Here is a 14781-nt window from a genome sequence, read left to right as displayed (position 1 = left end):
TTTATACCGTCCCTTATCTCATCCCATACTCCAAAAACAACACGTGCAGAAGTATCAGCCGTATTGACTAATACCACTGCACCGCATTCGTGATACCGCTTCGCTTGTCATACTTCAGCGCATCCGTCAGTGTTGAAGCGTTACAACGGAACGTGAAGTTATAAGATGTATATGGTGCCAACACTACTGACGCACTCATGTTGAAGCAGTGAAGATCGCGCGACAAGCTGGCTGTTGTCATACTCATGGCATGATTCTCAAAGTCGTAACCACTTGAGAAGTTAATGTTCCAGCCGTCACTGATGCGAATATTACCCGAGAAGTTCAGCGTCTGCGTAAACTTATAAGGATAACGCATTGTCTTGGTATTGAACTGACCACCTGTGTTCTCACGCATGGTGATACCATAACCGACCGTCAACGACCACGGCATATTGAAACGCATGTAACCGTTCTCGTCAGTCTCGGCAATGTTGCCACGCTTCTTCTTGGCTGCGTGTTTACCCTTCTCGATGTCATCATCCATGTTCGACTCAATATTTGGGTCGGGTCCATCACTGTCCTCTGCCACCTTGTCATCGTCTTTATCATCCTTACGACTAAACCACTTCTTCAACTTCTCAGGGTTCAGTGTAAACGATATGTTCTGCGACATACCCTGGAACCGAGGCAGACGCCCATATCCCCACTCGGTGTGATTGCCCACATAAGGCTTACCGTTAGCATCAAGCTCGTAGGCATAGGTGGCAAACTGTGCATTCATTGAGAAGGTATAATTCTTCCACCACTTCAGACGAAGGCGCATACTGAGGTCACTCCAGCGATGATAGTCGGCTGCAGCATTATAGGACATACTTGCTCCCAGCTCATCAATGATACTTATTTTCTTGAAGCCCGTAGAGTCCTTGTCACTCTTTACCTTCATCTCGATGTTGTTGCTCACATCCCAACTGATCATCTCAGTCTTGTACTTACCCGGCACACTATAGAGTTCATCCTGATAAGGCGAGTACTCAACGAGTTTCACGTTACCGCTTGCATCCGTGTACTGGTAGCTGTCATAGTAACCATAACGGCGTGCACCGAAGTTAGGTGAATAGGAGAACGAAACCTGCGGCGTGATGACATGTCGGATAGCCTGGATCTTATCACCGAAAAGTTTCCTGCTTGGCGTCCAGAAACCATACAGCTTCGTGCTTGCACCCACATTCATGCTCCAGTTATACACATTATGGAAACCGTATGTAGTATCCGTCACCACCTCTTTCTGCAGAGCATTATCCCATCCACGTGACACCTTCTTGGAATACATACGATCCGTAAAGTTGAACGATGGTGTAACGTTGATATAATTAAACATGGTGAAGTTTGCTTGCACTGGAATAGTATGCTGAAAGGCATTCTTCCAGTCCTTGAAGAGATTGGAGTGCAGAAGCCTGTCCTCCTTGGTGGAGATAGAATTAGATAACTGACCCGTATAGCTCATTGAAATCTTCTCATACCAGCGTTCCTTTCCCACAGCGTGCTTGCGCTTGAACGGATAGAAACGGCTCAGACTGATGTTCAAGTCAGGCAGTGTCATCTGAATGGTCGAGTCACGCATGTTCTGTGCGAGGTTGGTTGTGGCACTCAGTGAGAGTCCTATACTTGAGAAATTTGTACTCCAGCTTACAGATGATGTTCGGGTAGACTGAGTGAGCGTCTGCGGATTATACATGCTGTTAAGGTTGTTACGCTCATAGCTTGACGTAGCAAAGTTCACACTTGCCGACAGCGAACTGTACGGATTTGCCTTAGGATCCTGACGATGGCTCCACTGTATCTTGAAACTCTCCTGTTCCACAAAGTCCGGAAGTCCTTTGTCACCTGTCTTCGAGTCCTGATAACTAAGGAGGAATGAACCAGAATACCTATACCGCTTGCGGTAGTTGCTGGCTGCCGACACACCCCAGGAACCTCGGGTATAAATCTCGCCCAGGAGTTTCAAGTCCCACTTATCACTGATAGCAAAATAGTAGCCGCCATCACGGAGATAGAAGCCACGGTCACTTTCATCACCATAGCTTGGCATGATAAAGCCACTTGAATATTTCTTGGAGAAAGGGAAGAAACCGTATGGGATAGCCAAAGGCAAGGGAACATCTGCCACAACAAGATAAGCCGGACCAAAGACAACGTCCTTGCCCGGACGAACCTTCGCACGTGAAAGAGCAATATAGAAGTCGGGGTGAGGGTCATCACATGTGGTGTAACGTCCATGCTGCAAGTAGATGGCGCCCGAAGAGTCACGCTTGCCCACCTCGCCACTGAGGAATCCGTCCTGCTGCTCAGTGTAGACACCCTTAATCATACCCTTCTTTGACTTGAAGTTAAATGCCATCGTGTCACTCTTATATTCGTCTTTCCCCATTGTGAAGAGCGGCTTCCCCTTGATTCCCCCTTCTTCCGTAGAGTCAGCCGTACCCGTTGCACGCACCGTACTGTTTCCGAGATTCATGTGAACCTTATCACTCGTAAGTTTCATATTCTCATAATCCACCTTCGAGTTACCATACAGATAAGCTGTACCCAATGCCGCATCATAGACGAGGGAGTCGTCAGCCGAATACGTCACCGGTGCATCAATTCCATTAGAACGTGCCCGCATCATGCTGTCGGCACGGATAGAATCGTCTATAGCCTTGTTATGATGATAGATAGCCAACTGAAGAGAATCCATCTTCGTGGTATCAGGAACATGCTTATTGACCTCCTCACCAGCCTTAGATGCCTGTCCTTGCAGCAAACTGTCAACCACAACAGTGCTTGCCTTTACCTTCCGGGCTTTCTTACCTTGAGGCACAGGCATATTGACACTTGCCATCGCACAGACGATGGCGAAGGATAGTAGGAGTATAATGCTCTTATTTCTCATTGCCTAAATAACGTGCAAAAATACTGAAATAATGCCGAACATAACCACCATTACACTATTTTAACTTTTTCTATAATGTACGTAGGCACTGATTTACTAATGTCTTTTACCCATTCAGAATATGCTTTACCCGACCAGCCATAATTATCCCAGGCTTTAGAACTGACACTGAACAGACGGCATCTTCACACTGTCTGCCAGCCTTGTATAAGGCATGCTGTTTGTTGAAGACGGCTTATTTTACAGTCAAGCCTGCCGCCAATTCTTCCATTACCAACGGTTGGTCAACGAGTTGCCAAGATTTGGGAACAATCCCCGAGCATAAGTTTACGCTTACAGCTGACGTTTTCCAACGCCAAAGGCGAGGTTTGTCAGCACTGTGTCAAGCCAGATCCAGCCCTAAAGTCTCTACGAGTTTCCTCACAGGACGGTTTGTCGTCATCAGCTTATCCAATGCCTCACGGGGAGTAAGCATCGGCTTGATTTCCTCCCGCTTGGCAAGTCGGATGACGAGTTCTATCTGTCCGTTGTGCAAATCCTTTGCCAGTGTGGCACGGATACGCGACCTGATAGGCAGCATTTCGTTAAGCTGGATGTTGTTTTCAGCAAGCACCTGAATGACAGGGAAATCCGTGATTGTAGGCGTGATATTCTTCATTCGCTGTGCCAATGCCTGCATACGGTCAGGCATACGTGTACACATGGCACGCCAGCTTACTACAAGGTCCTGCTGTGTGAACGTCTCATTCTCGTCCTTGTTGGTAACCTCATGATCTTCTTCCTGGGTTTTCTTCTTGTCATTCTTGAGCAGATTCTCAAACGACAGACCCAAACTACCAAGATTGATGGACTTCGGCAGCCCCGATACCACTTTCGCAACAGGACGCTCAGCAGAGGTCCCGGCAACAGGAACTACATCTGAAGATGCAGCTGCCACTGACACCTTTCCACCATCATCAGCACGGCGAACTGTGTCATCATTATGTTTCAGGCTCCCGACCACCTGCGGAGCCGGTTTCTGTTGAGCCTTAAGAATAAGATTCTTGAACAGGGATTTTAATCGTTTAGGGCTACGCCCCGAGGCAGGCACATCATCATCCTTCTGCGTAATCTGTGCCACCTGGATAAGCGTCAGTTCAACCAGCAGCCGCTTGTTGGAGCTCTGGCGATACTCCACGTCACAGCGGCTCATAATCATCAATGCGTTGTAAAGGAAACTGACAGGACATTTCTGTGCCTGTTCCTGATAACGCAGACGCTGCTGCTCGCTCACCTCAAGAAGTGGAAGTGTTTGTGCATCCTTTGCCATCAGCACGTTACGGACATGGGAGGCAAGTCCAGTGATAAGATGACCGCCATCAAAACCTTTGTTGATGACAGAATTCAGAAGTACCATTACCTCGCTCACCTTGTTCTCCAAAGCGAGGTCAACGATGTTGAAATAGTTGTCTGCATCCAGTACATTCAGGTCTTCAATCACCTTCTGATAGGTGACATTTCCCTGAGAGAAGCTCGCAGCCTGATCGAAGATGGAAAGCGCATCACGCATACCGCCATCCGCTTTCTCTGCAATGACATTCAACGCCTCTTCCTCATACTGTATATTCTCCTTCTCCGCCACACGCTTGAGATGGTCAATGATATTCGGAACGGTCATACGCTCGAAGTCATAAATCTGACAACGGGAGAGAATTGTCGGAAGTATCTTATGCTTTTCAGTTGTTGCAAGGATGAAGATAACATGTGCGGGCGGTTCTTCCAAAGTCTTGAGGAAGGCATTGAAAGCTGCTGTTGAAAGCATGTGAACCTCGTCAATGATGAAGACCTTGTAGCGTCCTACCTGCGGCGGGATTCGCGTCTGCTCCATCAGCGACTTGATATTCTCGACAGAGTTGTTGCTGGCAGCATCCAGCTCGAAGATGTTATAGCTCCGTCCTTCACCGAACGCTTTGCAGCTCTCGCACTCATTGCAAGCCTCGCCATCAGCCGTTGGATGTTCGCAGTTGATAGCCTTCGCAAAGATGCGGGCACAGGTGGTCTTACCCACACCTCGTGGTCCGCAGAAAAGATAAGCATGCGCCAGCTTGCCGCTCTTCACAGCATTCTTCAGCGTGGTGGTCAGCGCCAGTTGTCCCACAACAGAATCGAAGGACATCGGACGGTACTTTCGCGCCGAGACAATATATTCATCCATATTTTAAAAATTCTGATTGTTCATGCAAAGGTAATAAAAGTTAAGAGAAGAGAACGGAGATGGGGAGAATTAAATTGTTAATTTGATAAAAATATATATGTTTCATGCGTACATGTGCAATCTTTTCCTTACTTTTGCAGAAAAGAATATAGAGAAGTGAGCAAGATTACTGGACATATTTACAGTTTTTTCAGTCGGTTCAAGTTTCATATCGTCATTATCCTGGGCGCACTCATCGTAGGCGTACTGGATGAGAACAGTTTTATGAAACGTATTGAGTATGCCTATCAAATCGAAGACCTAAAGGCTGAGATTCAGAACTATGACCGCCAATACCAGCATGACATGCAACAACTGAAGGCTCTCAAAACTGACCCCAAGGCGATTGCACGTGTAGCTCGCGAACGCTACTTCATGAAGGCTGACAATGAAGATATCTTCGTACTGAGCGATGATGAACAGCCGACTGACAACACACCTAAATATGAGACAGCTGAATAAACTCGAATCAACCATTTATATTATTGGGGGAATCATAATGGCTGCAGGCGCAGGTCTGTATGCCTTTCTCATAATTCAACCCGCCTCCTGCTGGCTGATGCTGGCAGGTGCTGTTGCGTTTGCACTTATGCAGTCGCGCCAACGTTATCTTGGCACACAGCTTTCCATCCGCCGGTTGCGCAGAATCATGTCGCTGGCTGGCTGGGGATTTATCCTCGCCGGACTCTTCATGGTGGAGGACTGCCATCACTTCCTCCGTCCTCTATTCTCCAACTCACTGGGTGGATATAGCAGTTACGTCAGCATTTTCCACAACAATTGGGTGATACTCCTGCTCATATCTGCCATTGTAGAAATGTACACAACACACCGTATCAGCTATGAATTGAGAAAGGAAAGCGGAAACGAAAGTAACTAAAAAAAGCTAAAAGGTTATAGATAGTTTTAATTTGAACAAAAAAGTTTCTCGACTTCAATTATAGGATGTAATTTTGTCAGAGAAGAAATAGAACCAGTTAATGATCTATGAATAAAGTCCTCTATGCACTTCTGTCGCTTATAGCGTTCACATCGTGTGCCAACTCTTTTAACATCCAAGGAACATCCAACGTATCAAGTCTGGATGGGCGTAAGCTGTATCTGAAAACCGACCAGGCCGACTCGCTGATTGATTTGGACTCCTGTGATGTGGTTCATGGTCAGTTTGCTTTTCATGGGACTGTTGACTCAGCCAAAATAGCACAGGTTTTCATGGATGACATCAACCTGCAGTTTCCTGTTGTCATCGAGAAGGGAGACATTACTGTCAAACTGGACAATACACAGCAACGTGTCGGCGGCACGCCACTGAATGACAAGCTAAATGATTTCTGGACTAAATTCACACAGCTACGCAATCAGTATGCGGAGATTGACCATGAGGAAAGTGCTGACATTATGAATGGACATGATGAGGAGACGGTAAACGCACGTCTCATCAAGAAGGCTTTGAACGTATATGCAAAAGGGGATAAGCTGTTCACAAAGTTCATTACTGAGAACTTTGACAATGTACTTGGACCATGGTGTTTCCTCACACGTATCAGCTATGAGACGACACCAAACGCCTATCCAATATGGATGAACGACTACATGTATGCCAATGCCATCAACCAATTACCAGCATGGGTTGAATACATCATGACAAAGGCAACAGATACATTCAAACAGAATTCACGGATAAAAGCATTCTACGCTGACTTCCAACAGGCACAAAAGGAGATGAACGGCTTGGCTGAACCTGCCGGTGCAGTCATTCCAGATGCCGCCGGAACAACACCAAACGCCGCTGCACCTCCAACACCAGCTCAGATGGCAGGCGACTCCATCCCAGAGTAAAAGCTCTGTGCCGTTCTCTTGCCTTTACTTCCTGCGAGCGGAGGCATTGTCCTACATTCTGAGGCACCAACTCAGAATAAACACAAACAACCCCTAACAACAAAAACTTATGAGGAAACTCATCCAAGGCGGAACAATCGTCAACGAAGGGCGAAACTTCATCGGTTCGCTCGTCATAGAGAACGACTGTATCACTGAGATTATAGAAGGAAAACAAACACCCCGTGGTTCATTTGACGAAACCGTCAATGCCACGGGGTGTTTTGTATTACCGGGTGTCATTGATGACCATGTTCACTTCCGGGAGCCAGGACTGACTGAGAAAGCTGATATTGAAAGTGAGAGCCGTGCTGCTGCATACGGAGGTGTTACTTCCTACTTTGAAATGCCGAACACCGCACCACAGACTACAACATTGGAGGCATTGCACGACAAGTGGGAACGTGCACGGCAGTCAAGCCATGTAAACTACAGCTTCTTCATCGGCGCAACCAATGCTAATTACAAGTTGTTTCCTCAACTGGACGCCCATACAATTCCAGGAATAAAACTCTTCATGGGAGCCTCAACTGGAAACATGCTCGTTGACCGACGTGATGCCTTAGAGCTGACTTTCCGTACCGCAGCCGAACTGAATCTGCCCGTGATGACCCACTGTGAGGATTCAGGAATTATCAATGAGAACATGAAAACTGCCAAAGAACAGTTTGGCGATGACCCTGACATCACCCATCACTGGGAGATACGCAGCGAAAAAGCATGCTGGACTTCATCACTATTAGCTGTGGAACTGGCACGGAAATACAAGACACAACTCCATATTGCACACGTCTCTACGGCAAAAGAACTGTCACTGGCAAATCAGCCTGAGGATGAAGGAAGAATAACTTTAGAAGCTGTAATAGCTCACATAGCCTTCTCCAGTGAAGATTATCTCACGAAGAAAGCACTCATCAAATGCAATCCTTCTGTCAAGACCGTTGCTGACCGCACAGCCATTCGGCAGGCACTCACGGACGGACGCATTACAATGATTGGCACTGACCACGCCCCACATCTACTGACACAGAAGCAAGGTGGGTGTGCCAAGGCTGCATCGGGTATGCCGATGGTTCAGTTCTCACTCGTTACGATGCTGGAACTGGTTGACGAAGGCGTGCTTACCATGGAGCAGATGGTGGAACTCATGTCGCACGCACCTGCCCGTCTCTTCCGAATAGACCGACGTGGTTTCCTGCGTAAAGGATATAAAGCCGACATCACCATCGTCTCACCTCACCAGCCTTGGACTGTCAATGAGGAGTGTATTCAAAGCAAATGCAAATGGAGCCCGATGACGGGACACACCTATCAATGGCGCGTATTACATACCTTCTGTAATGGACATCACCTATTAAATGAAGGAGAATTCGACCATACTATACGTGGTGAAAGACTTACTTTCCGAAATGATAACTGAAAAGTACCAAGGCATACGTCCTGCCATCGGCTATCCGTCCCTACCTGACACCAGTGTAAACTTTCTTCTTTATGAATTACTGGATATGAAGAGCATCGGTATCAGCCTGACAGAGACCGGCATGATGGATACCCCATGCCAGCGTATCGGGCTTCATGTTCGCACATCCCCAAAGCCAGTATTTCGACTTAGGGAAGATAGGTGAAGACCAGTTGGAAGACTATGCCCATCGCCGCAACTTACCTGTAGACACTGCCAGGAAGTTTCTTGGTTCAGCCCTTTTAAAAAAATGATAGCCAGAATCGTCATATACCTTATATTAATAATAGTGCTGTCTGACCTGTACATTGACATGCACTATTTCCGCAAGCGTTACCACATCACCTGGTGGCAACGCCTGTTGTGGTGGATGCCATGTATTGGCATGGTCATCTATACCTGTGCCTTAGCATCCATTCGCAACTTCGCACCTGCCGATCTCACCTGGATGAACACTTATCTGTTCCTGCTCGGTATGTTTGTTGGGCCAAAAGCAATCTTCACCCTCACATCATTCTTAGGGTGGATTGTGCGTAAGTACATCACGCATACACATCGCAACTGGGGACATTACATAGGGATACTCTTGGGCACCTGCGCCTTCGGAGCATTTGTCTATGGACTTACCTATGGTGTTTCAACCATCCAGGTAAAACATGTAGACCTTTATTTCAAGGATTTACCGAAGTCTTTTGACGGCTATCGCATTGTACATGTATCCGACCTGCACCTTGGAACATTCGACGGATGGCGTAAGAAGATTCTGAAAGCAGAGATGGACAGCATAGAAAAGCAAAGACCTGACCTCATTTGTTTCACAGGTGACTTGCAGAACATGCGTCCGCAAGAGGTTGAGAAGATGGTGTCAGTAATCCGCCAGCCCATGAAAGGTACGATAGCAGTTCTGGGAAACCATGATTATACAGAATATATAAAAGGTGATTTTAAAGAGAAAGCTGCACAGGAAGCACGGCTGGTTGCTGCAGAAGAAAAACGATTAGGCTGGAAACTCCTGCGCAATCAGAATAGTATCATTATCTCCCCCGACAAAGACTCCATCTATATCTGTGGTACGGAAAACGACGGCAAGCCTCCTTTCCCTAACTATTCTGACTATCAGAAAGCAACCAAGGGAATAAGCAAGAACTCGTTTATGATCATGTTACAGCACGACCCGTCAGCATGGAGACGGTCTATACTTCCCAAGACACATGCACAACTGACGCTCTGTGGACATACACATGGCGGACAGATGCAGTTCTTCGGGTGGCGTCCAACCAGTATCCGACAGCAAGAGGACTGCGGACTTTACGAACAGGGGGGACGTTACCTCTACGTAACAGCAGGATTGGGCGGACTCGTACCTTTCCGTCTCAATATGCCCAATGAAATAGCAGTGATAACGCTACATACTAAGAAACAGAATTAAAAAGAACCATCTATGAGCAATTCCACATCTCAACAGCAGCGTCCAACAGCCCACCGTTCAGTACCGGTACTGCTCCTGACCTTTCTGTACAACCTCTATACGATACTCATCGTCCTCCCTCTCTTCGCCATTGCTTCCATTCTCACAGCTTTGACAACCACCATAGGCTGCCAGCTGGGCAATGGACACTTCTGGGGATACTATCCGGGAAAATGCTGGTCATGGCTGATTATCCGACTGCTTTTTCTCCCTGTCAAGATTGAAGGACGTGAACATCTTGACCCAAAGCAAAGCTACGTCTTTGTCAGCAATCATCAAGGTTCCTTTGACATCTTCCTCATTTATGGTTTTCTCAATCGCAACTTCAAATGGATGATGAAGAAGGCAATCCGAAAGATTCCATTGGTCGGACTGGCTTGCGAGAAGGCACACCATATCTATGTGGACAAGAGTGGTGCAAGTAAGATTAAAAAAACTTACGACACAGCACGCGAAACCCTCCGTGAAGGTATGTCGGTAGTGGTGTTCCCTGAAGGTGCACGCAGTTTTACAGGTCACATGGGTAAGTTCCGCCGCGGTGCCTTCATGCTGGCTGATGAACTTCAGCTGCCTGTCTGCCCGCTCACCATCAATGGTTCCTTCAATGTCATGCCACGCACCAAGGACTGGCACTTCCCCGTATGGCACCGTCTAAGCCTCACCATCCACAAGCCTATCTTCCCAAAGGGTAAAGGTACAGAGTTCGAGAAGCAGACCATGGCCGAGGCATACAATTCCGTCATGTCTGGTCTTACACCCGAATACCAAGGCTTCGTTGAAAATCCAGACCAATAAAGACTGGGAAAAACTTATCAGTATCATATTTTTATACTACATTTGTCCTTATCAGTATAAAAGAATCATTATGAGTAAACAAACGATTGATACATATAAACTGACGGGCGTTGAAGAGCCTTCTGACGAGGTTCTTTCACAACTTATGCGTGAGGCAGCTGCAATAGCTAAGAAAAGAGACGAGAAAGCTCACCAACAGCTATTCTCTCAACTTCGTAAAGAAGCTGCCAAAAGATTAAAAGAATGGAATTATAAAAATATTTCCAACCCAACGGATTCTTTATGATAAATGAAGATCATCGCCCAGTTCTTATAGTCATTGCTGGACCTAACGGGTCTGATAAAACGACTATTACTTCTCGAATTCTACATCATGAATGGATGGAATTACTTTTCCGTATGTCTGAAGGAGAGGTAATAAAGCAATACACAAGCGAGATACCCGAATGGGCAGAAACAATTTACCATCAAGGAAACATTTAATTATTGAAACCGCCTGATATTTTTGTTACTTTCAGGTAAATATACTACTTTTGCAAAAAACAAAAATCTATGACAAGCGATAGCATTGTAATCATACCGACATACAACGAAAAAGAGAATATGGAGAAGATTATCCGGGCGGTATTCCAACTGGAGAAGTTTTTCCACATCCTGGTAATTGATGACGGAAGTCCTGACGGGACGGCACAGATTGTACATAATCTGATAAAGACAGAGTTCTCTGACCGCCTCTTTATCATTGAGCGTTCAGGAAAGCTGGGATTAGGCACTGCCTATATCACTGGCTTCAAATGGGCATTGGAACATGGCTACGACTACATCTTTGAGATGGATGCCGACTTCAGCCATGACCCTAACGACCTGCCCCGCCTCTATGCAGCTACACATGACGAAGGCTACGATGTTGCTGTCGGCTCACGCTATGTCAGCGGTGTAAACGTGGTCAACTGGCCTATCGGACGCGTATTGATGAGTTATTTTGCCAGCAAATACGTCCGTGCCGTAACAGGTTTCCACGTACACGACACCACAGCCGGATTCGTATGTTATCGTCGCCGTGTCCTTGAGACAATCCCATTAGACATGATTCGTTTCAAAGGCTATGCGTTCCAGATTGAGATGAAGTTCACGTCCTTCAAGATTGGCTTCAAAATAAAGGAAGTACCTGTCATCTTCGTCAATCGTCGTGAGGGAACCAGCAAGATGAGCGGTGGCATCTTCTCCGAAGCCTTCTTCGGTGTCATGCGTCTTCGTATGGACGGATGGTTCAGAAAGTATCCAAAAATACAAAACTAACACAGCCTTTACAAGAGAAAACGTTTTAGGGTCAAATATCATCAAACAGCCATAACTGGAAGCAGCTATGGCTGTTTTTAATTATATAAGATACATTGTCTTCTATAAAAAAACGGATAGGTTGCTTCCTATATAGCATCCCTTCAAAAGACTTATTCCTATTTATTACACCTCAATATAATGCTATTCGGCAATCATTGCCCACACAAGCTCTTTACTGTTTGATGACAGGAATGGGCGTATCTACCCATCCTCCGCAAACGTGTTGCAGCCCAACACGACTGGTGTTCTTGCTAAGCACCAGTTGTGTGAGTACTCAACACGAGTACAATATGCCGGAGTGATTTATAGTTAAAGATGGGTTATACCAGTAAGAGTAATGTGTGATTGTCCATCTAAATAGGACTCCACATGAGATAGTATGTAACACAACTTTATCGAACTACAATAAAAACAAAAGGAACATCATTCTCTGCAGTAAGCCTTACCTTTACACGAAAAGGCTTTGTTACTACAGAGAACGACGTTCCTTCGTTACTATGTCTTGACACAACCTACTGTGTCTTGATGCTTCACTTATGCTTCCTTATCGTACTCAAGGTGGAAGTTAATGATGGTCTCAATGCCCTTCAACCAAAGGTCAACAGGCATATTCTCGTTTGGAGAATGGATAGCATTTGACTCCAAACCGAAGCCCATGAGAACAGTCTTCACACCGAGCAGCTTCTCGAAGGTAGAGATGATTGGAATACTGCCACCGATACGTACTGGCAACGGACGCTTACCAAATACAGCCTCAAAGCCACGCTCAGCAGCCTTGTAAGCTGGGAAGTCGATAGGACAAACATAGCCGTGACCACCATGGTGCTTCTCTACGTTCACAGTAACGTAATCAGGAGCAACGCTGTTGAAGTAATCTACTACCAACTGGCTAATCTTTGTATGATCCTGATGTGGAACAAGACGTGAAGAAAGTTTTGCGTATGCCTTTGATGGGATAACGGTCTTCGCACCATCGCCAGTGTAACCACCCCAGATACCGCATACATCGAAGGTTGGGCGATAGCCTGTGCGCTCAATCGTACTGTAGCCTTCCTCACCAAAGAGAGCCTTCACGCCGAGAGACTTCTTATATTCCTCCTCATTGAAAGGAATAGATGCAACGAGCTTGCGCTCCTCATCAGAAGCCTCCTCGACATCATCATAGAAGCCAGGGATGCGAATCTTGCCGTCAGGACCAGTTACGTCAGCTATCAACTTGCAAAGAACATTGATAGGGTTAGCCACTGCACCACCGAAAGTTCCTGAGTGAAGGTCACGATTAGGACCAGTCACCTCAATCTGCCAGTAAGACAAACCACGCAAACCAGTTGTAATAGAAGGAGTATCAGGACCGATAAGACCTGTGTCTGAAACGAGGATTACATCGCAAGCCAAGAGTTCCTTGTGCTCCTCGATGAACGGACCGAGGCTACCAGAGCCAATCTCTTCCTCACCTTCAAAGATGAACTTCATATTATGCTTCAGCAAGTCATTCTTGTTAAGATACTCGAATGCCTTTGCCTGCATGAATGACTGACCCTTATCATCATCAGCACCACGTGCCCAGATATGGCCGTCCTTGATAACTGGCTCAAATGGTTCAGTCTTCCAAAGCTCAAATGGCTCTGCAGGCATCACGTCATAGTGACCATAAACCAATACAGTCTTTGCGTTAGGATCAACCATTCTCTCAGCGTAAACCATTGGATTACCCTTTGATGGCATCACCTCAGCTTTGTCAACACCAGCCTCAAGCAGCAGTTCCTTCCAACGCTCGGCACAGCGTACCATGTCCTCCTTATGAGCTGGTTGTGCACTTACGCTTGGTATGCGTATCAGACTGAACAACTCCTCGAGCATTCTGTCTTTATTCTCTTCTACATATTTCTTAATCATAATTCTTTATTTGTTGTGATTATTTTCTTTTTTTATTTGAAAGTTACTAATGTTTCCATTTCACAGATAAATTTCTCTACCTGACCAAAATAAGGCATAACTTGTTCCTCCGTAGCATCAAACATATCATCATAGTCACCTGACTGACGTAACTCATATAAGCGAGAAAACAACCTCCCATAAGTCTTGTCAATAAGTCCAACAGAGATAAACTGCTGCCCTATGATATGAATAGTTCCTGCGTGTGTCTTTGCAGATAACCCTTTGTCAAGGAGTAAAGCCTGTGCCATGTGATAGACAGCATAGTATAAACGATTTCCAACAAGGCTCCAATGACCTAACCGAGCATTATCACGTGCTTCAACTAAAACCGCCTTTGCTTTCTCAATGCGACATGTTACAAGTATCTTTCTATCTTCACTTGTCAGCATAATACAATCCCCTCTGATTCAACATTGTTGTGGAAAGGGGAGTGAATACGAGAAGCCCACTCCTGCAAGGTATAGATGATAGGATGAATCATTGCATTAATTTTCCATCCAAGTTCCCAAAAAGGATAGGTAAATTTATCATGGTCTGATTCTTCAATTTTATCCTTATCAAGAAGAATAAGAATGTCCCAGTCTGAATTTTCATTTGCATCACCACGAGCCTGTGAACCGAAAAGAATAATCTTTCCGTTTTCAGGTTTTAGTTCCATAGCAATATTACTAATAGACTTTAACACATCATTATGTTTTACTTCTTTCATCATCTGTACGCAAATTTAAGCATCATTTATGACTTTTGCAAGTTTT

At 45.8% G+C, this 14781-nt stretch carries 13 protein-coding genes and 1 pseudogene; 9 read left to right on the top strand and 5 right to left on the bottom strand.

Annotated features, from left to right (window positions below):
• Nucleotides 1–67 precede the first annotated feature (67 nt).
• Complete coding sequence (locus tag ADJ77_RS01520; protein WP_050695956.1) at nt 68–2914, bottom strand: putative LPS assembly protein LptD; 2847 nt, start codon at nt 2912–2914, stop codon at nt 68–70.
• A 382-nt stretch (nt 2915–3296) separates the two neighbouring features.
• Entirely contained in the window at nt 3297–5108 is a 1812-nt protein-coding gene (locus ADJ77_RS01515; protein ID WP_025077922.1) for a DNA polymerase III subunit gamma/tau, read from the bottom strand.
• A 156-nt stretch (nt 5109–5264) separates the two neighbouring features.
• On the opposite strand from ADJ77_RS01515, the gene ADJ77_RS01510 reads away from it, so the two are divergent.
• The 9 genes and pseudogenes from ADJ77_RS01510 to ADJ77_RS01465 all read left to right on the top strand — a co-directional run bounded on the left by ADJ77_RS01510 (nt 5265) and on the right by ADJ77_RS01465 (nt 12046).
• Nucleotides 5265–5609 (top strand): FtsB family cell division protein, encoded by a 345-nt coding sequence (locus tag ADJ77_RS01510; RefSeq protein ID WP_025077923.1) that lies wholly within the window; start codon nt 5265–5267, stop codon nt 5607–5609.
• Nucleotides 5593–6027 (top strand): hypothetical protein, encoded by a 435-nt coding sequence (locus tag ADJ77_RS01505; RefSeq protein ID WP_025077924.1) that lies wholly within the window; start codon nt 5593–5595, stop codon nt 6025–6027. The genes ADJ77_RS01510 and ADJ77_RS01505 overlap by 17 nt, the downstream gene beginning before the upstream one ends.
• Nucleotides 6028–6134: 107 nt before the next feature.
• On the top strand, nt 6135–6986 hold the full coding sequence (locus ADJ77_RS01500) for a DUF4369 domain-containing protein (RefSeq protein ID WP_025077925.1): 852 nt from the start codon (nt 6135–6137) through the stop codon (nt 6984–6986).
• Between the two features lie 109 nt (nt 6987–7095).
• Nucleotides 7096–8445, top strand: coding sequence for a dihydroorotase (locus ADJ77_RS01495; RefSeq protein WP_025077926.1), 1350 nt, complete (start codon nt 7096–7098; stop codon nt 8443–8445).
• Nucleotides 8441–8738, top strand: a pseudogene (locus tag ADJ77_RS01490) (vitamin B12 dependent-methionine synthase activation domain-containing protein); the annotation flags it as partial. The gene ADJ77_RS01495 and the pseudogene ADJ77_RS01490, both read left to right, overlap by 5 nt.
• A complete protein-coding gene (locus tag ADJ77_RS01485) occupies nt 8735–9913 on the top strand; it encodes a metallophosphoesterase (RefSeq protein ID WP_025077927.1) in 1179 nt (392 codons plus the stop codon). The pseudogene ADJ77_RS01490 and the gene ADJ77_RS01485, both read left to right, overlap by 4 nt.
• Before the next feature lie 12 nt (nt 9914–9925).
• The gene (locus tag ADJ77_RS01480) at nt 9926–10747 is read left to right on the top strand and encodes a lysophospholipid acyltransferase family protein (RefSeq protein ID WP_050695955.1); all 822 of its coding nucleotides are present in this window, start codon (nt 9926–9928) and stop codon (nt 10745–10747) included.
• Nucleotides 10748–10817: 70 nt separating this feature from the next.
• Nucleotides 10818–11033: a hypothetical protein gene (locus ADJ77_RS01475; RefSeq protein ID WP_050696207.1), complete on the top strand. Its 216-nt coding sequence runs from the start codon at nt 10818–10820 to the stop codon at nt 11031–11033.
• Between the two features lie 266 nt (nt 11034–11299).
• Nucleotides 11300–12046 carry a polyprenol monophosphomannose synthase gene (locus ADJ77_RS01465; protein WP_025077930.1) on the top strand — a complete coding sequence of 249 codons (747 nt, stop codon included), beginning with the start codon at nt 11300–11302 and terminating at the stop codon, nt 12044–12046.
• A gap of 576 nt (nt 12047–12622) precedes the next feature.
• On the opposite strand, the gene ADJ77_RS01460 is transcribed toward ADJ77_RS01465, so the two are convergent.
• The 3 genes from ADJ77_RS01460 to ADJ77_RS01450 are packed head-to-tail and all read right to left on the bottom strand — an operon-like array spanning nt 12623 to nt 14738.
• Complete coding sequence (locus tag ADJ77_RS01460; RefSeq protein ID WP_025077931.1) at nt 12623–13984, bottom strand: dipeptidase; 1362 nt, start codon at nt 13982–13984, stop codon at nt 12623–12625.
• 32 nt (nt 13985–14016) lie between these two features.
• The gene (locus ADJ77_RS01455) at nt 14017–14415 is read right to left on the bottom strand and encodes a HEPN domain-containing protein (protein WP_025077932.1); all 399 of its coding nucleotides are present in this window, start codon (nt 14413–14415) and stop codon (nt 14017–14019) included.
• A complete protein-coding gene (locus ADJ77_RS01450) occupies nt 14409–14738 on the bottom strand; it encodes a nucleotidyltransferase domain-containing protein (protein WP_050695954.1) in 330 nt (109 codons plus the stop codon). The genes ADJ77_RS01455 and ADJ77_RS01450 overlap by 7 nt, the downstream gene beginning before the upstream one ends.
• Nucleotides 14739–14781: the final 43 nt, after the last annotated feature.

This window comes from Prevotella fusca JCM 17724 (assembly GCF_001262015.1).
GTDB lineage: Bacteria > Bacteroidota > Bacteroidia > Bacteroidales > Bacteroidaceae > Prevotella > Prevotella fusca.
This window is presented reverse-complemented; position numbering and strand designations above follow the sequence as displayed.